Raw genomic sequence first — 17,459 nt, forward strand, 5'->3', positions numbered from 1 at the left:
TATAAAGGAGGTTAGATCATGGTCTTACAAGAGCAAAGAAGAGCAAAAGCACATCGGTACCGGGATTTACTAACCCAAAGAGAGTACATGAAGCTAATGGCCGCCAATGCCGTCAACCGTTACGGCGACTCCATCGACATGATCGCATTTTCCCTCATGGTCTATCAGCTTACGGGCTCCGCTTCCTGGGTTGCTGTCATCTTCGGCGTCAACGCACTGCCGTCCATTCTGTTCCAGCCCTTTGCCGGTGCGATCGTCGAGGGAATGAACAAGCGGTATGTCATGGCGGCTGCCGACATCGGGCGCGGCCTTGCAGTGGCAGCGACGGCCATCCTGTTCATGCTTGGTCTGCTGCAGCCCTGGCTTCTCCTCCTGCTCACCTTCATGAATTCGACTTTGGAATCCCTGCGCATCCCGGCAGGGCTCGCCATCATCCCCCGGCTGCTTCAGAAATCCATGTACCCGCACGGCATCGCCTTCAATACGACGCTCAAAAAAATGATGGAGCTGATCGGCCTCGGCTCCGCTGCCGCGATCATCGGAATGTTCGGCCTTGGGACCGCCATTCTGATCGATGCTGCCACCTTCATCATTTCGGCTGCTCTCATCCTGGGAATCGACAGTAAAGAAACATCGATTAGCGGCAGGCTCAAGCTGGATATGATAGGTTACATGCATACGCTTAAAGAAGGCTTCGATTACCTGAGCAACACCCGCACCGTATTTACGATATGCCTGCTGGGAGGCGCCATCGGCATTTTCTTGATCCCGATCAATTCCATGATGGCTCCCTATACGACCGACTTCCTCGGTTTATCCGCGAACGGAATGTCCGCAGCCGGTATCTCTTCGACGATCGGTCTTGGTTTGGGCGCGATTCTGTTCCCTTATCTGCGTAAAACATTGTCGTCCCGCATCCTGTTCATCTCGGGGGGAGTCGTAATCGGGGCCTGTTATCTCATTTGGGTCTGGATCGCTGCATATGCGGACCAGCGCGTGTTCGTCTATACCTTACTCATCATTACCATGCTTGTATTCGGCTTTTTCGCTTCCTTCGTCGAAACGGTGATCGGCGTATCCTTTATGGAGCATATCGAAGAGGCGTATTTATCGCGCGTCGGCGCGATTTTCAACGCGATCGCAAGCGTAACGATCCCGCTCGGATCCATGCTGATCGCGGCCGTCATGACGAAATTGAACCTGCTACAGCTCTTCGGGATTACAGGGATTTTTACAATCCTGCTGTTTGTTGGTATGCTCTTCATAAAGACATTACGACAGCTGTAAAGGAGTATTTCCCTATGAAAGTCGCGGTATATTCACAGCCGAATATTCTCTTCGAATGCTTGGAATTGCTCTGCCGATATGCGAATAACGAAGACACGAGAGCGGTCTTGCGCGGGCTTCAGGATAAATACCGCCTGGATACCCCTGAACTGCTGCAAGCCTTCGAACCTATCATTGAGCTTGGCGAATACGTGTATAACGGCGTCAACGCCGATGAGGAGCGTCTGGCCTTCTTCTTCAGGAGCCAGGGGCATGAGAAGTGGTGCTGCGCCCGAATACTCCTGCATTCCTCGCTACATGCGTATATGCCTCATCCCGAGGCCCCCGACGCGGACTTCAAGCCGCTCGTACCCATGCCGAAGGAACAACGGCTCCAGCAATATACCGGACACCTCAAGCATTGGTTTGCGAGCGAGGCGGACGGCTCCGCCGACCTCGTTGTGCAAAACGATGCCGACCTTATCAATTGGATCGATTCATTCGATGTGGACGTACAGGAGAAATGGCTCCTGAGCCTGCTCTACCAAAATTACGATGCGTACATGCAAGAGCTGCTTCCCATCTTGAATCGGGCGGCTTCGTTATACCGCGAAAAGCTGGACATCGTTTCGCCGCTCCTTGAAGGCTTTGAGGCCCGTTACCGGGAACTGGTCGCCTCGAAGCCCATCGAGCGCTTGAACAGCAAGCTTCAAATCAAACTGCTGGATGATAAACAGGTCCATATCGTTCCGCAAGTCATCGGCTTTAATATGGTTACATACCTCAGCCATACCGGTACAGCAGAGGCCGAAACGCTGTACATCGGCGTCCTGTTTGAAACGCTGGAGGAGATCGCCCGGCAGTCGGTATCCGACGAGGAGATTTGCCGAACGCTGAAAATGCTCAGCGATCCGAGCAAATTCGCCATTCTAAAGTACATTCGGCGTCAGCCGGCTTACGGCTCGGAGCTTGCCGAGCAGTTGGGCCTGTCGACCGCAACGATCTCCCACCATATGAACGCCTTAATCCAGCAAGGCTTCGTGCAAATCGAGAAGCAAGCGAACCGCATCTACTATCGAATGAACCGCGAGGCTGTCGAGAAGTATCTCGACCTGCTGCAAACGAGCCTGCTTCAGAATTAGAAGTATTGGTCCCGCCGGTTCGTCCGCTAAATCCAACGGTGCTTTTTTAAATAAATCATTTCCATTGAACAAAAAAGGGAACCCTTGGAATTTGAAATCCCTCGGGTTCCCCTGTCAGTATCCTTATATGCGCTTACCGCAGCCGTTTAGCCACATAATCGGCGTTTGCTTTCAACAACGGATAGGCTTTGCCGGATACCAGCCCATTCTGCTTATGCTGCTCCAGCAGCTCAAGGAAACGGTCCAAATGGCCGGAGGCCTGTTCCTTGTTCCCTTGCTCCTCAAAACGAACGACCGAATCCCAATGCGCCGTCAGAGAGCGGGCTGCCCCGTGGCTTTTGAATTGTCCGCCCTTTTCCAGCTGATTCACCAGCTCTTTCATATGAACGGTGCCGGTATTATCCAACTGATATGTTCCCTTCACGAATTGATACAGCCAATCGTACATAATCCGGATCTCAGGATCCTCGCTGGCCGCGGCTGTTCCCAACACCGGTCCGGAGCCTTTGTAGTAGGCTTTGAACGTATCCGTCATGTACCCGTATTTCACGCCGCCATCCAGATACTCCTTGTAACGCTGGCGGAATACCGGATCCGTGAGCATCCGCCCATCGAATTCGATCTCGACGCCCATTCCGAACCGTTCGGCCGTATAGGCCGCATCGTCCAGACGTTCGCTGCTCATCTCTTCGAAGAAGTAGTTCGGCTGGAATGCCACCGCATCAAACCCGACTTCTTTCCACATATAGCTTTTGTAAGCCAGAAAGTGAGGAATCCAGAACGACTTCAAGCCTTCGGCATGGATTTCGCCGTTAACGTATTTCAGCATATCCGGTCCCGAAGCGCTCGTGCTTACCTGTTCGGACAGCCAATACAACCCGGCAAGCTCCAGGTGGCTATATCCGCTGCTCTCCCAACGCTTAAGAACTTCATCCATCCACCACCGGACAGCCTTCTGCCTGTTGGCCATGGCCTGCTGCTCGCCCACGCTGCCGGCATTGAAATTCTCGGATTTGCCGTCCCCGTCCACATCGCCGAAGTCCGTTACGTATTCGCTCGGGTCGGGAATCATGACGACGACCTTCGTTTTGTGGTCCGGATCGCCGAGCTTGGTGCCCGCTTCCTTGGTAGCCTCATTGAGCTGGAACATATCGCCGTCCGCAGCAAATGTTTTATCAAGATACCAGTTCCAATCCTTCAGATTCGAGCCGCCTCCGAAATCTCTGCCGTCCGGCGACAGCAATCCGAGAACCAGAACGCCGTCGAAGAACCAGTCGACCGGCTCGCCATCCTGATTCACATAACTGATCTGCGGAATGATGTCCTCTTTGCTCCAGTCTCCGTCTCCATTGGCGTAATGCCCGTTATACAGCAGGGACAAATCCCGTATGCCCGCCGTGGCTTCGCCCGGCGCCAGCATCTTGAATTCCTCCGGCGGAACCCGGACCGCGCCTTTCGACTGGCCGTCGGTGCCTGTAATTTCGATCTCGTCGATGAAGGTCCATGCTCTCGTATGCATCGTGAACGTTACCTTAACATAACGTGCGTAGGCGTGAGTTGCATCCTCCGCGCCAGGCACGCCGTCCGCGCCTGCATCCCAGGCATAGGTTTCGTCGACCGGAGGTCCGTCGATCCATAGCGTCTGGGTCGCTTTATGGGTCAAGGTTGCCCAATGAACATTATCATCCGATACGTACATCGAAACGGTCAGCGGGAACAGGACGGCAGACCCGGGCCAATCCTGCAGAAAATGCGCTTTAATGCCGGAGATGGATTTCGGCTCGCCGAGATCAAATACGACCTCCCGCGTCTTCTTCCGTAAATGCCCGACCCAGGCCGGATCCAGCACGTTACGCGTCCCGAAGACGCCGTCATTCAGCTTGTTCCCTGGGTCGGGATAAGCGCTCTCCGGCGCTTCCGACCACATGTAGACCGCATCCCTGGCCAAATTCCGCGCCTCCGCTTTCGCTTCATCCGCATAGGCGGCCGGGACGAGCGAAAACATCATCAGGAGTGCCAGAACCAAGGATATCCGTTTTCTAGACGATTTCATGTCATCATCCTCCTTATTAGTCATCCTTCTTCCTTCTAAGCTTGCGACCAACTTCATAAGATACTGCAGCTGCTGCCTATCAACTCATTTCTTGGCGCATCCTGCTCTAGGATCGCCAGCTTGCTCAGAACGCGCTGCTCCCGGATCCGAGCCGTTTCATGATCTCACCCCTTCAACATGTATTGTTCTTCCGGAATAAATGCACATCCCCTCTTCGTTGATCACCCCCTTCTAGCTATTCAATACAACCTTGTCCTCAATCGCTTTCCGATAGCGCTCGGTAATATCCTGCGGGCGGGTGATCGCGCTGCCCACCACCACGAATTGAGCTCCTGCGTTCAATGCCTGAATCATCTGCTCCGAGCTCGTGAACCTTCCTTCGGCAACGACCGGCAGCCTGGTTTCCTGTGCGAGACACCGAACAAGCTCGATGTCCGGTTTATTCGTTCCGGGGCTGTACGGGGTGTAACCCGACAGCGTCGTCGAAATATATTGAACGCCAAGCTCTGCCGCATGCAGCCCCTCCTCCAAGGTAGATACATCCGCCATGACGCACACCCCAAGGCGAGTCAGTTCCTCTACGACCTGCCGAATCGTTGTCCCGTCCGGCCGCAGCCTGCGCGTCCCGTCAATGGCCACAATGTCCGCACCCGCGGCATGGACGGCGCATGCATCCTCCAATGTCGGCGTAATATATACGGGGCAGTCTCCCACCCGCCGTTTCAACAAACCGATCACCGGCACATTCACGACAGCCTTGATCGCCGCGATGTCGGCCGTTCCGTTCGCCCGAATGCCGATGGCCCCTCCCAACACTGCCGCTTTGGCCATCTCCGCCATATGATGGGGACCGAAGAGCGGCTCACCTTCATAAGCCTGACAAGATACGACTAATCCTCTTTCTGTAATCATCCGCCTCATAAGTTAGCTCCTAAATCTGTTTTAGTATGACAGCCCTCCGCAGCCTATTTTTCGGTTATTTCATGCCTGTAATCGTAATCCCCTCGATGAATTTCTTCTGCACGAAGAAGTAGAGGATGATGATCGGGACCGTGAACAGCGTTGCTGCCGCCATCAGAGGCCCCCATGCCACTGAATTTTCCCGGATGAACTGCTTCAGTCCGATGGAGAGCGTCCATGTCTCCTGATCGTTCAAATAAATCAGCGCGCCTTGGAAATCGCCCCATGCTCCCAAAAACGTAAACAAACCAATCGTGAGCAGCGCCGGCTTCGCCAGCGGCAGAATAATTTGGGAATAGATGCGAAATTCCGATGCGCCATCGATCTTGGCCGATTCCGTCAGCTCGATCGGAATCCCGTTAAAAAACTGCCGAATCAAAAACACGTTAAATGCCATCCCCGTTCCAAACCACGCGCTAAGGACGAGCGGCCAGTTGGAATTCAGCAGGTTCGCCTTGTTAAACACGACATACAGCGGAATCATCGTCACCTGCATCGGAAGCATCAGCGTACTGAGCATAATGATGAACAGTACGTTCCGTCCCTTGAAATCGATTCTCGAGAAGCCGTAAGCGACGAGCGGCGAAAGGATGACCACGCCCGCAACGCTCAACAGGGCAATAACGATAGTGTTCCAGGTGTATTTAATGAACGGGATCATCTGAACCGCATTGCGGTAGTTATCCCAGATCCATTCCGAAGGGAACCATTGCACAGGGATGACAAAGATCTCATCCTCCGTCTTGAACGTTGTCAGCAGCAGCCAGGCGAATGGCGCCAGGAACATCAAGCCGACCAAAATCAGGATCAGATGGGTGAGAAGCCTTCTGCCCAGGATCGACGCATTCATTATTTTTCACCTCCATAGAAGACCCATTTGCTCGATGATTTGAAGATCAGCAGGGTCAGCAGCAGCACGATGATGAACAGAATCCACGCCATTGCGGAGGCATAGCCCATTTTCAGGTACATGAACGCATTCTGGAACAGATAAATCGCATAGAACAGAATCGAATTCCCCGGGCCGCCGATGGCTTGGCTGCTGGAATCCGCGAACACATATCCTTGTGAAAAATATTGAAATGAGCCGATAAGTCCCATAATGAGCTGGAAAAAGGTCATCGGAGATATTGCCGGCAGCGTAATGTGCCAAAACTTGTGCCACTTGTTCGCTCCGTCGATCGAAGCGGCTTCATAGTACATTTTCGGCACCTCTTGAAGGGCGGCCAGATACATGATCGTAATCGTCCCCGTTCCCCAGAAGCCCATTAATATCAGGGAAGGCTTCGTCCAATTCTCGTCCATGAGCCAGTTCGGTTCAGGCAGCCCAATGGCGCCTAGCATTTGATTCACCAGACCGTACTGCGCGTTCAGCAGCCATATCCACAGAAGAGAACCTGCGACGGCCGGAACCAGTGTCGGGAGAAAATAAACGGTGCGGTATAAAGACAGCCCTTTTACGCTTTGGTTCAGCAGCAGTGCGATCACAAGCGCGTACACCAGCTGCGGAAAAAAACCGAACAACGCCATGAATACCGTATTGTACAGCGAAGAGAACATTTTATCGTCCCGGAACATCTCGTTGTAATTGTCCAGACCGATCCATTGCGGCGGGTTAAACATGTTATATTCCGTAAAGCTGTAATATAGCGACATGATGATGGGATAGAGCTGAAATACCAGGAAGCCGAAAATCCATGGACTCAGAAACATGAGGCCGATGAACAGCCGCTTTCTCTCCCTGCTCTTGATACCGCTATGGAGCTTTAAACGATCCATGCGGGGGTTCACCTCCTAATAACCCTTGCAAAGCATGCCGGGAATGCCGGGAGCTAAGGTTCCACCTACCATCCTTCTCCCCCGGTATCCTGCAGGCAAATTGCCATGTTATTTTTTGTATTTGTCCGCAATCGGCTGCATCTTGTTCACAACATTATCCATGGCTTCCTGGGCGGTAAGTTGGCCCTTCAGCGCCTTCTCCGTCTCTTCATTCAAGGTTTGCAGGTATTCATTAATGTAAATGCTGTTCGGGAAGCCTTTCAAATTCGGACTTTTAGCGCTTTCATAATATTCCCACAGCACCTTCGTCTCTTCATTCTGCGTCAGCTTCGGATTATCCAGCGCCTTGGTCAAAACCGGGATCGAGCCGAAATCGATGCTGTATTGAATCTGCACGTCCTCGCTGAGCAAATACTGCAGCACCTTCCACGCTTCCTCCTGATGCTTCGCTTTGGAAGGAATGAACATTGCAATCGGGCTTACCATTCCGGAGCCTTTAAGCTCTGGGTTGGCCGCCGGATAAGGGAACGGTGCGACACCGACATCCTTGCCTTCACCCCGGTCGTCCACATACCAGTTCTCCCAGCCGATGATCATGGCCAGCTTGCCGGTCAGAATCGGATCCTGCGGCGTTTGGAGTCCGCCCATGCCCGATTTGAATTTATCGATGCTTTCCTGCCCAAATTCCTTATAGTAACTCATCTGGTAGTCGATCGCTTTAACGTTTGCTTCCTGGTTAGCGGTCAGCTTCCCGTTTTCGTCCACCCAGGAGCCATTAAATATGATGGGCCAGAACACGTTATCGATCCAAGGATAATCCGGAATAAAGCCCATTTGCGTAATATTGCCTTTGTCGTCCTTCTTGGTCAGCCGCTTCGAGTATTCGAACAATTCCTCCAGCGTTTCAGGCGGCGCGGTAAGGCCTGCCTCCTCAAACACTTCTTTGTTATAGAACAATTTATTCGCCATACTCATGGAGATCGGAAGCCCATAAATTTCATCGTCAACCTTCATGCGCTCCAGCGCAGCCGGGATAATCTGGCCGGTGTCGTAACCGTCCCGTTTAATGAATTCCTCCAATGATTTAACGGCTCCGGCTTCCGACCACGGGCCGATGTTGTTCCACTGCGTAATGATGATGTCGGGGGCATTGCCGCCTGAAATCGCGGTCAACTGCTTCTGGTGATCCTGATTGCTGAGTGTCTTTACAACGATGTCGTCCTGGCTTTCATTGAATTTGGCTATAGCCGCTTCAATCGGCTTCGCACCGTCTCCGGTTGCCGAGCTCCACAGCTGGATTTCAACCTTTCCGCCCTTGCCCGGACCACCTTCCTTCGAACCGGAACAAGCGCTTAGCACAACCGAAAAGGCCAGTACCAGCAGCAGCGTGGCGTGAAACGACCTCTTTCTATAGTTCTTCTTCAAATGACTCACCCTCCAACATGTTCTGGATTCCAGAAAAATAATTTTTGGAGAAAATATCCTCCTACAAGAAAAATAATGGATGTATTTTCTTTAGTCAATCCTTATTTTCTGAGCATTGTATGCGCTTCAACTCATTGACCCAGCACGATTTCGGCGAAAACCCTTGTGTATCCAATGGTTTTTCGTATCTTTTGATGTAATAGAAATAAAATGTATTCCTTAAATTATTTTAATAATGGAGGAATTATTCTCCTAAATTACGTAATTTAATTCCCCTTCATCGTTATGATTCCATACCAGAGCCGCTGCCCCTATCACGCCTGCATCAACTCCCAGACCCGCAGGAATAATCCGGCAGCACTTGCTCATATACGAAGAAGTCCGAACGTCCACTTCCTGTTCCAGCTCCGCGAAAAAGCGCGGTCCCGCTTCCGCAACCCCGCCGCCAATAAGAATTGCCTCAGGATTAAAGGTATGGATATATCCCGCAATCGCTGCGCCAAGGGCGCGGATCACCTTCGTCATGACGAGCGCAGCTCCCTCATCGTTGTGCAGCCAGGCATGAATAATTTCCCTCGAATGAGGCTTCCACGAATATAAAGCGCTTCCATTTCCCTGCATCTCCCGACCTATTCTCGCAATTCCGCTGCCGGAGGCATACAGCTCAATGCATCCGTTATTGCCGCAGCTGCAGCGTGGACCGTTCACATCGACGCAGACATGCCCCAGCTCTCCTGCGCCTCCGAAGACGCCTCGAAGAAGACGGCCGGATTCCATAACCGCTCCCCCGATTCCCGTCCCCAGCGCCAAACAAACAAAATTGCTGTAGCCGATGCCGGCACCATACCTCTTCTCGGCAAAAGCGATCACATTCACGTCATTATCAACATACACCTTATGGCCGAACCGGTTCGACACGAGCTGCTTAATCGGAACACCGGTCCATCCTGGCAAGGTATCGCCGGCATACAAAACAACGCCTTCCTGGTAATCGATCTGACCTGCACTGCCAATGCCGATGCCGCAGACTTCCCCATGCTGCTGCGCAGCATTCATCATGCGGTCGATGCCGGACAGCAGTTTATCCATCAGCTGCCCGGCTCCCTTATCCGCTTCGGTAGGCACAAGATACCGGCTGACGATTTCCCCCTGCCGGTTGACTACCGCAAATTGCACCTTAGTTCCTCCGATATCAACGCCAATTGCATATTCCATGGTGCAAAGACCTCCTTTCCATTATCCAAAAGTCGATTTCCCTCGCTGCCTGTTGTCGAGGATTAAGGGAACGACCGTTAGTACAGTGATGTTAGTACAGCTTATCGGCTACCGATCTCGCCGTTTTCTCGAGTGATTCGATTGCGTCCTCCTTCTTCATTGCAAGCAGCGTCGTTAGGAGGTTGAGCATATATGTCTGCATGAATTTTGTTGCCAGCGCCCCGCCTTCAGTCGGCATCTCCCGCGAAGAGACAAGCAGTACCGTGTCTGCATAGGTTGCGATCGGCGATCTCAGGTGTCCTGTCAGGCAAATGACGTCCGCCCCGTTCTTCTTCGCTTCCTTCACCGGATCCACGAGATCGCGTGTGCTGCCGGAGGTTGAGATGGCAAATACCAGATCCCCCTCCTTCACCAGAGCTGCCGACATCGCGATGATATGAGCATCCCGGTGCGCTTCGACGTTCAGGCCAAGACGCATCAGCTGGTAATGCAGGTCCAGCGCCGTAATGCCCGAAGATCCGACCCCATAAACATACACTTTAGTCGCGGCTAGCAGCTTATCGACCGCCATTCTCAGATGATCGGCATTTACGAGATCCAGCGTGTTTTTCAGTAAAATTTCATGCTGCATCGTAAGCTTGCGGGCTACCGTCATGAGGTCATCCTGCTCATCGATGGCCGTATCGACCACAGACTGGGGACGATCCACCAAATCCTGGGCGACGGACAGCTTGAACTCATGAAACCCGCGAAACCCCAGCTTTCTGCAGAAACGGATGACGGAGGTTTCGCCAACACCCGCCTTTTCCGATAGGTCCGTAACGGTGGCCAGCACCGTCTCCTCCGGATAACTCTTGACGTAATCGGCCACCTTCTTCTCCGTCTTGGTCAGTGACGAATAGATGCTGGATATCATCAGCAGCGTATTGGATTGATTCAGTTTGGGTCCTACTCTCGCCATCGCAACTCCCTCTTTTCCAAATGGTTCTTTTATCTAGTCCATTTCCCTATTGATTTATGGATATTTTCTCCTTGATTATATATTAAAAAAGATATTTCTTTCAATCACAAAAAAGAAGCTTGCAGAACCCTCGCTAAAATGGGTCTGAAGCTTCGAAAATAGGGGGATTGTTTTCGCAGCAGCTTACTTCCCGCTACGTAGGCAGGGTCCGCCCTCATTGGCTTTTTAAGCATGCTTCCGGTTATATCGTCCATCCGTCATGAGTATCCATGGTCGTCTCTTCGATCGGGACCGCTCCGTTCAAGCTGCCGCCGGTCTGAGCCCCCCGCTCCATCTGATAACCCATATCCAGCATGGAGCCGTCCAATTGACGCAGCTGCTGACTGACCTCCGCCATTTGCTGGAATATTTGCCTGTACTGGTAGGCTTCCGGGTAACCGCTTTGCTTGGCTGCATCAGCCAGCTGTTCAAATGCGGCCTTGTTCTCGCCAAGAACCTGGCGGTACTGCTCGGCCGCCCGGGCTTGAATGGCCTCCACGGCGTTCATCATGCCATGCAGAAGCATGCGGCAATTGACAAGCTCCTGCCTAGCTGACTCGGAGGCTTCCGACGTAAGCCCCGATTGTGCGCTTTGAAGCGCAGTCTGAAGCTGCCCCAGCTGGCCCGCAATCGCCCCGACCTCCTCCATGCTGCCGCTCTGCTCCGCTGCCGCCAATTGGCCAGACAGCTGACTCAGTGTTCCTTGCAACTGTTGAATGCTGCTCATTACGATTCTCCTTTCCCTGCCCCGGCTTTCCCGGCGACGATTTCGCCGCCATCGTTTTGGGACAAGCATTTTCCATCTTGTTGCTTAGCATGCGAAGAACCAGGGATTGCTATTCATTCCTGCTTATGGTCAGGAGTCCGGCGCTGTTGGAACCTGGGCCCGGTTGCCGATATAATAGATTGAGAGAAGATTGATCGTAAGTGATTCTTGTGAAAGTAGGTAGAAACGAAACTCCGATGATTAAACGTAGAAGAAAGACCCTTGTCCTCCTGGCCGCCTTGCTGCTCGCCATATTTTATATGCAGATGCAAACCGCTATTCCCGGCATCATCAACGACATGGATTTTGATCTTGGTAAAAAAGAAACGCCGGCGATCACCGGCCTACACCCTTATGTGTTGAAGCAAAAAAACGAGCTGGTCCGCCTCACCAAGCAGCGGGGCATCACGATCGTCATCACCGACGGATACCGGAGCCATGAAGAACAGACCCGGATCTACAATCAGGGCCGGACAACCGAGGGGGATATCGTTACGAACGCCAAAGCCGGCCAATCTCTCCACAACTACGGGCTCGCTATCGATTTTGCTTTGAGGCTCGAAGATGGAAGCGTCATCTGGGACATGGAATACGACGGTAACGGCAATGGCAAATCCGACTGGATGGAAGTGGTGGCCATCGCCAAAGAGCTCGGGTTCGAATGGGGCGGCGATTGGGACAAATTCCCTGACTATCCGCATTTGCAGATGGATTTCGGGCTGACGATCCGCGAACTTCAGCGCGGCAAGCTGCCGGATGCGGATATCCATGAGTATTCGGAGGGAGCGAAATCGAAATAACGATTTGCCGTGAACGCACGGACCGGCCTGTTTTCCGAGAGGCAGTTTCCGAGAATAGAAACTATGATAAGTCACATGCGCTAGTTTATGGCATGTGACTTTTTTGTTGATCGGGTGTGAGGATTTTCCAAAATGACCTTGACATGCTCTGCACGTTTTGGTTATATAGTCATATATATAAGCATATAACCTTTACAGAAACATCAACGGCAAGGCGGTGATTCGAATTAGCAGCTCGGTATATCCGGATAACAAGCCCTTGTTCCTCCAGATCAAGGAGAAGATCGAAGATCAGATCGTGAACGACCAGCTGCTCGAAGGGGAGCAGGTGCCTTCCACGACGCAGCTGTCAAGCTTTTACAAAATCAATCACATTACGGTCTTGAAGGGGATCAACCTGCTCGTTGAATCCGGCCTCATTTTTAAAAAGCGGGGTGTCGGCATGTTTGTTGCGGAAGGGGCGAAGGAGCAGCTGCTTCGGACCCGGAAAAATGCATTTGCAGATGATTATGTGGTGCCTATGGTGCAGGAGGCCGACAAGCTCGGCCTGTCCACGGAAGATTTGTTTGAGATCATCACCCAAGTAAAGGAGCGTGACGCCCATGAATCTTGATATCGAATTCGACCGGGTCTCCATTCGCTACGGGGACGTCGAGGCCGTAAAGGATATGTCCTTCCGATTGGACGGCGGGAAAATCTACGGCCTGCTCGGACGGAACGGCGCAGGCAAAACCTCGCTGCTGTCCGTTCTGGCTTCGTTTCGCGAGCCGTCGTCAGGCACGGTGAAGGTAGGCGGCGAGCAGCCGTTTGAAAATGCAAAAATCATGCGGGAGGTCTCGTTCCTCTATGACATCGACTACAAGGACGAGTCGGACAAAGTCAAAGCGGCGATCGAGACGGTGGCCGGGTATAGGCCCCGATTCGATACGGAATATGCCCTTAGGCTTGCCCGTAATTTCAACCTGCCGCTGGATAAACCGCTTAAGGAGCTCTCGAAAGGCATGCAGTCGGCTTTCAACGTTACGATCGGGCTTGCCAGCCGCTCGCCGGTAACGATTCTGGACGAGGTGTACCTGGGCATGGATGCACCCACCCGGGAAATTTTCTACCGGGAGCTCCTTGAGGATCAGGAGCGGCACCCGCGGACGTTCATCCTGTCCACGCATCTCGTGTCGGAGATGGATTATTTGTTCGAGGAGGTCATTATCATCCATAAAGGCCGGTTCGTCCTCCAAGACGATTACGAATCGTTAACCTCCCGCGGCGTTTCGATTACGGGACCAGCGCAGAAGGTGGACGAATTCACGCCGGGACTGAAGGTGCTGAATGTTCAACAGCTGGGCTCCACCAAATCGGCCATCGTCTACGGAGAGCTGAGCGAGGAATCCAAGCATGCAGCTAGACGTGCGGGACTTGAGCTGGGTCCGATCTCGCTGCAGGACTTGTTTATCCATATCACAGGGGAGGAGCAGGGAACATGAAACAACCAACGTCAGCCGCTTCGAGAATAATGATGGAGATGTTTTGGCACCAAGGCTCATGGGCCATAGGATATCTGGTTATCGTGTTCCTCCTTAACCTCGCGCTTGGGATTACCGGCAGCAGCAGCAACATCGGCCAGGACGATTTCTTCTCCATCATCTACCGCTCGACCAAGGGCTTCATGCTGGTCATCGGCATTATATCCTCCTTCGGCTTCCTGAGCTTCTATGTGCGCCACGGCTTTACCAGAAGGGACTTTTTTAAAGGAGCCGCCTTGGCCGCCCTGCTGCTGTCCATTGCCTTTCCGCTCGTCGTCGGCCCCGTCAGCCTGCTGCTCTCGGCGATGAACTTCTCGGACACCGGGAACTCTCCGGTACTGCAGGCATTCGAGCACAACTGGTTCCTTGCCCTGGCGTCCTTTGGCATCCAAATCTTCGTTTACTACCTGATGGGATGGATGATCGGCTCCGGCTTCTACCGGCACGACTGGATTCGAGGTTTAGGCTTCATCGCCATAGCGATCGTCCTTGTCGGCTTCATGGATGCGCTGTGGCAATTCGAACTGGCCTCGCTATGGGATCGCTGGATGCCTGCCTTCACCCTTGACGTGCCGCTGTACGCTTCGCTTGCCGGGTCGGCCGTCATCATGGTTCTTGGGCTGGTGTTGATCCGCTTGTTGACACGCAAAGTGACGATTAAGCTGAGATAAGCTAGTATTGAACCCCACCTAAGAGCTTAGTCGTTTATCGCAAAAAAGCACGGCCGGCTCCCGCAGACTTTAAATATCTGCGCGGAGCCGGCCGTGCTTTTTGTATATTCGCCAAAATGCAATTACGAGGCGCTGCTCTTCTTCTTGTTATAAATATCGAAAGCGACGGCTGCCAGAAGGACAAGGCCCTTGATGCCCTGCTGCCAGTCGATGCCGAGTCCGACGAGGGACATGCCGTTATTCAGGACACCCATGACGAGGCCGCCGATGATTGCGCCGAACACCGTACCGATACCGCCTGTGGCGGATGCACCGCCGATAAAGCTTGCCGCAATGGCGTCCAGCTCAAAGTTCGTACCTGCCCGAGGCGTTGCCGCGTTCAGACGGGCGGCAAACATCAGGCCGGAAATGGCCGCCATGACGCCCATATTGACGAACACCCAGAATGTTACCTTCTTCGTCTTCACGCCGGACAGCGCAGCGGCCTTCTCATTGCCGCCAAGCGCATAAATATGGCGTCCCATCACGGTTTTGTTCATCACGAAGGAATAGATGATGATGAGCACAAGCAGCAGAATCAGAATATTCGGCAGGCCGGCGTAGCTTGCCAGCATAAACGTAAAGGCATTAATAACGGCTGCCATCAGGAAGAGCTTAAGCAGGAACAGGCCGCCTGGAAGCACGTCGAAGTTATACTTTTTCTGGGATTTACGGTCTCTCAGCTCATTGATGACATAAATCACCGTAAACGCGATGCCGACGAGAATCGCAACCAGATTGGTGCCGGTGTTGCCGAAATCCGGAACGAAGCCCGAGCTGAGCTTCTGAAATCCGCCCGGAAACGGCGAGATCGATTGCCCATCCAGGACGATCATGGTAAGGCCCCGGAACAGCAGCATACCGGCAAGGGTTACGATAAAGGCCGGGATTCTCACATACGCCACCCAGAAGCCCTGCCAGGCGCCGATCAATCCCCCGACGATCAAGGAGGCGATGACGGCGATCACCGGATGCAGCTGCATATCGACCATCATCACGGCTGCGACAGCACCAACGAAAGCCGCCACCGAGCCGACGGACAAGTCAATATGTCCCGTAATGATGACCAGCACCATCCCAATGGCCAGGATGAGAATGTAGCTGTTTTGCAGGATCAGGTTCGTAATATTGATCGGCTCAAGCAGCAGCCCGCCCGTAATGATCTGGAAGAAGATCATAATCAGGACCAAGGCGATGATCATTCCGTACTGCCGAATATTGTTTTTGAATAATTTCATGAGCGTTTCCATGCTTAAGCCCCTCCGTTCTTGGTCATATATCTCATCAGCGTTTCCTGCGAAGCCTCTTCCTTGCTCACTTCACCGGTGATCCGGCCGGCATTCATGACATAGATCCGGTCGCAAATGCCGAGGATTTCCGGCAGCTCGGAGGAAATGACCAGCACCCCTTTGCCTTCGTCCGCAAGCTGATTGATAATCGAGTAAATCTCGAACTTGGCTCCCACATCGATGCCGCGGGTCGGCTCATCGAGGATGAGGATGTCCGGCTCGGAATAGATCCATTTGCTCAAGACTACTTTCTGCTGGTTGCCTCCGCTCAGATTGCCGGTCTTTTGCAAGATGTTCGGCGTCTTGATCTTCAGCTTCCTGCGCATCTCCTCGGCAACGAGGATTTCCTCCCTTTCATCGATCACCATGTTCCTCGCCAGCTTCGGCAGCCCCGTAAGGGAGATATTCCGCTTAATGTCATCGATCAGAATCAGGCCGTAATCCTTCCGGTCCTCCGTCACATAGGCAAAGCCGTTCGCAATCGCCTCGGTCACCGTCCGGTTCTGAATGACCTGCCCGTTCTTATACAGCTCGCCGCTGATATTCCGGCCGTATGCCCTGCCGAACACGCTCATCGCAAGCTCGGTCCGGCCCGATCCCATCAGTCCGGCAATGCCGACGATTTCCCCTCTTCGAATATGGAGGTTCGCGCCATCAATCACCTTGCGGTCCGCCTGCAGCTCGTGATATACCGTCCAATCCTTGATCTCCAGGATGACTTCACCGACCTTCGGAGTACGCTCCGGATAACGGCTCGTCAAATCCCGTCCGACCATCCCGCGGATGATGCGGTCCTCATTGACCTCTTTGCCGTGCATATCCAGCGTTTCGATGGTTTTGCCGTCCCGCAAAATCGTAATGGAATCCGACACCTTGGAAACCTCGTTCAGCTTATGGGAGATCAGAATGCATGAGATGCCCTGCTTCTTGAATTCCAGCATCAGCTGCAGCAGGTTCTCGCTGTCATCCTCGTTCAAGGCTGCCGTCGGTTCATCCAAAATCAACAGCTTTACCTTCTTCGAGAGCGCTTTCGCAATTTCGACCAGCTGCTGCTTGCCGACCCCGATGGTGCCCACTGGCGTGTTCGGATTTTCCGTAAGCCCGACCTTGCCCAGCAGCTCCTTCGCTCCGCGGATCGTCTCGTTCCAGTCCACGATGCCTTTGTGGGCGCGCTCATTGCCGAGATAAATATTCTCCGCAATCGACAAGTAAGGAATCAGCGCCAGCTCCTGGTGGATGATGACGATGCCGAGGTCCTCGCTGTCCTTAATGCTTTTGAATTCGCATACCTTCCCCTTGAACAAAATATCACCATCATAAGTACCGTGCGGATACACGCCGCTCAGCACCTTCATCAGCGTAGATTTGCCGGCGCCGTTCTCCCCGCACAAGGAATGGATTTCGCCTTCGCGAATCTTCAGATTCACGCTATCCAGCGCCTTCACGCCTGGGAACGCTTTCGTTATGTTCCGCATTTCAAGAATGTATTCCGACATTCGGGCTGCACCTTCCCTTCTGTTTCGTATCCATAAGG

General features: G+C 53.0%; 16 protein-coding genes. 6 read left to right on the forward strand and 10 right to left on the reverse strand.

Annotated elements, in window-relative coordinates:
• Window positions 1-18: 18 nt before the first annotated feature.
• Window positions 19-1,287, forward strand: a complete 1,269-nt coding sequence (locus tag J2Z18_RS18870) for an MFS transporter (RefSeq protein WP_210095171.1) — start codon at window positions 19-21, stop codon at window positions 1,285-1,287.
• 14 nt (window positions 1,288-1,301) lie between these two features.
• Complete coding sequence (locus tag J2Z18_RS18875) at window positions 1,302-2,408, forward strand: ArsR/SmtB family transcription factor (protein ID WP_210095172.1); 1,107 nt, start codon at window positions 1,302-1,304, stop codon at window positions 2,406-2,408.
• A gap of 133 nt (window positions 2,409-2,541) precedes the next feature.
• Here J2Z18_RS18875 and J2Z18_RS18880 read toward each other — a convergent pair whose 3' ends face one another.
• The 8 genes from J2Z18_RS18880 to J2Z18_RS18915 form a co-directional block, all read right to left on the reverse strand.
• Complete coding sequence (locus J2Z18_RS18880; RefSeq protein ID WP_210095173.1) at window positions 2,542-4,461, reverse strand: DUF4855 domain-containing protein; 1,920 nt, start codon at window positions 4,459-4,461, stop codon at window positions 2,542-2,544.
• A 231-nt stretch (window positions 4,462-4,692) separates the two neighbouring features.
• Window positions 4,693-5,382 carry an N-acetylmannosamine-6-phosphate 2-epimerase gene (locus J2Z18_RS18885; protein ID WP_007130840.1) on the reverse strand — a complete coding sequence of 230 codons (690 nt, stop codon included), beginning with the start codon at window positions 5,380-5,382 and terminating at the stop codon, window positions 4,693-4,695.
• A gap of 55 nt (window positions 5,383-5,437) precedes the next feature.
• The gene (locus J2Z18_RS18890) at window positions 5,438-6,271 is read right to left on the reverse strand and encodes a carbohydrate ABC transporter permease (protein ID WP_007130841.1); all 834 of its coding nucleotides are present in this window, start codon (window positions 6,269-6,271) and stop codon (window positions 5,438-5,440) included.
• Window positions 6,271-7,200, reverse strand: a complete 930-nt coding sequence (locus J2Z18_RS18895; protein WP_007130842.1) for a carbohydrate ABC transporter permease — start codon at window positions 7,198-7,200, stop codon at window positions 6,271-6,273. The genes J2Z18_RS18890 and J2Z18_RS18895 overlap by 1 nt, the downstream gene beginning before the upstream one ends.
• A 108-nt stretch (window positions 7,201-7,308) precedes the next feature.
• The gene (locus J2Z18_RS18900) at window positions 7,309-8,625 is read right to left on the reverse strand and encodes an ABC transporter substrate-binding protein (protein ID WP_007130843.1); all 1,317 of its coding nucleotides are present in this window, start codon (window positions 8,623-8,625) and stop codon (window positions 7,309-7,311) included.
• Between the two features lie 252 nt (window positions 8,626-8,877).
• A complete protein-coding gene (locus J2Z18_RS18905; protein ID WP_007130844.1) occupies window positions 8,878-9,840 on the reverse strand; it encodes an ROK family protein in 963 nt (320 codons plus the stop codon).
• Between the two features lie 91 nt (window positions 9,841-9,931).
• Window positions 9,932-10,801, reverse strand: a complete 870-nt coding sequence (locus tag J2Z18_RS18910) for a MurR/RpiR family transcriptional regulator (RefSeq protein WP_007130845.1) — start codon at window positions 10,799-10,801, stop codon at window positions 9,932-9,934.
• A gap of 241 nt (window positions 10,802-11,042) precedes the next feature.
• Complete coding sequence (locus J2Z18_RS18915; protein ID WP_007130846.1) at window positions 11,043-11,567, reverse strand: hypothetical protein; 525 nt, start codon at window positions 11,565-11,567, stop codon at window positions 11,043-11,045.
• Window positions 11,568-11,803: 236 nt separating this feature from the next.
• Between J2Z18_RS18915 and J2Z18_RS18920 the strand changes: the two genes are divergently transcribed.
• The 4 genes from J2Z18_RS18920 (at window position 11,804) to J2Z18_RS18935 (ending at window position 14,597) form a co-directional block, all read left to right on the forward strand.
• Window positions 11,804-12,406, forward strand: a complete 603-nt coding sequence (locus J2Z18_RS18920; protein ID WP_040738889.1) for a M15 family metallopeptidase — start codon at window positions 11,804-11,806, stop codon at window positions 12,404-12,406.
• 226 nt (window positions 12,407-12,632) lie between these two features.
• Window positions 12,633-13,019: a GntR family transcriptional regulator gene (locus tag J2Z18_RS18925; RefSeq protein ID WP_040739034.1), complete on the forward strand. Its 387-nt coding sequence runs from the start codon at window positions 12,633-12,635 to the stop codon at window positions 13,017-13,019.
• Window positions 13,009-13,887 carry an ATP-binding cassette domain-containing protein gene (locus J2Z18_RS18930; protein ID WP_007130849.1) on the forward strand — a complete coding sequence of 293 codons (879 nt, stop codon included), beginning with the start codon at window positions 13,009-13,011 and terminating at the stop codon, window positions 13,885-13,887. Before J2Z18_RS18925 ends, J2Z18_RS18930 begins: the two co-directional genes overlap by 11 nt.
• On the forward strand, window positions 13,884-14,597 hold the full coding sequence (locus J2Z18_RS18935) for a hypothetical protein (protein WP_007130850.1): 714 nt from the start codon (window positions 13,884-13,886) through the stop codon (window positions 14,595-14,597). The genes J2Z18_RS18930 and J2Z18_RS18935 overlap by 4 nt, the downstream gene beginning before the upstream one ends.
• A gap of 122 nt (window positions 14,598-14,719) precedes the next feature.
• On the opposite strand, the gene mmsB is transcribed toward J2Z18_RS18935, so the two are convergent.
• Together mmsB and mmsA are read right to left on the reverse strand one after the other, a co-directional pair.
• Window positions 14,720-15,886: a multiple monosaccharide ABC transporter permease gene (mmsB, locus tag J2Z18_RS18940; protein ID WP_007130851.1), complete on the reverse strand. Its 1,167-nt coding sequence runs from the start codon at window positions 15,884-15,886 to the stop codon at window positions 14,720-14,722.
• A gap of 2 nt (window positions 15,887-15,888) precedes the next feature.
• Window positions 15,889-17,421: a multiple monosaccharide ABC transporter ATP-binding protein gene (gene mmsA, locus J2Z18_RS18945; RefSeq protein WP_007130852.1), complete on the reverse strand. Its 1,533-nt coding sequence runs from the start codon at window positions 17,419-17,421 to the stop codon at window positions 15,889-15,891.
• Window positions 17,422-17,459 lie beyond the last annotated feature (38 nt).

Source organism: Paenibacillus lactis (assembly GCF_017873605.1).
GTDB classification, from domain to species: Bacteria; Bacillota; Bacilli; order Paenibacillales; family Paenibacillaceae; genus Paenibacillus_AQ; species Paenibacillus_AQ lactis.

What these genes read in the sequence shown, in the direction of transcription:
- J2Z18_RS18895 (WP_007130842.1), bottom strand. Translation starts at nt 7,200, where the DNA reads ATGGATCGTTTAAAGCTCCATAGCGGTATCAAGAGCAGGGAGAGAAAG.
- mmsB (WP_007130851.1), bottom strand. Translation starts at nt 15,886, where the DNA reads ATGGAAACGCTCATGAAATTATTCAAAAACAATATTCGGCAGTACGGA.
- J2Z18_RS18935 (WP_007130850.1), top strand. Translation starts at nt 13,884, where the DNA reads ATGAAACAACCAACGTCAGCCGCTTCGAGAATAATGATGGAGATGTTT.
- J2Z18_RS18885 (WP_007130840.1), bottom strand. Translation starts at nt 5,382, where the DNA reads ATGAGGCGGATGATTACAGAAAGAGGATTAGTCGTATCTTGTCAGGCT.
- J2Z18_RS18870 (WP_210095171.1), top strand. Translation starts at nt 19, where the DNA reads ATGGTCTTACAAGAGCAAAGAAGAGCAAAAGCACATCGGTACCGGGAT.
- J2Z18_RS18930 (WP_007130849.1), top strand. Translation starts at nt 13,009, where the DNA reads ATGAATCTTGATATCGAATTCGACCGGGTCTCCATTCGCTACGGGGAC.
- J2Z18_RS18915 (WP_007130846.1), bottom strand. Translation starts at nt 11,567, where the DNA reads ATGAGCAGCATTCAACAGTTGCAAGGAACACTGAGTCAGCTGTCTGGC.
- J2Z18_RS18890 (WP_007130841.1), bottom strand. Translation starts at nt 6,271, where the DNA reads ATGAATGCGTCGATCCTGGGCAGAAGGCTTCTCACCCATCTGATCCTG.
- J2Z18_RS18910 (WP_007130845.1), bottom strand. Translation starts at nt 10,801, where the DNA reads ATGGCGAGAGTAGGACCCAAACTGAATCAATCCAATACGCTGCTGATG.
- J2Z18_RS18905 (WP_007130844.1), bottom strand. Translation starts at nt 9,840, where the DNA reads ATGGAATATGCAATTGGCGTTGATATCGGAGGAACTAAGGTGCAATTT.
- mmsA (WP_007130852.1), bottom strand. Translation starts at nt 17,421, where the DNA reads ATGTCGGAATACATTCTTGAAATGCGGAACATAACGAAAGCGTTCCCA.
- J2Z18_RS18875 (WP_210095172.1), top strand. Translation starts at nt 1,302, where the DNA reads ATGAAAGTCGCGGTATATTCACAGCCGAATATTCTCTTCGAATGCTTG.
- J2Z18_RS18880 (WP_210095173.1), bottom strand. Translation starts at nt 4,461, where the DNA reads ATGAAATCGTCTAGAAAACGGATATCCTTGGTTCTGGCACTCCTGATG.
- J2Z18_RS18920 (WP_040738889.1), top strand. Translation starts at nt 11,804, where the DNA reads ATGATTAAACGTAGAAGAAAGACCCTTGTCCTCCTGGCCGCCTTGCTG.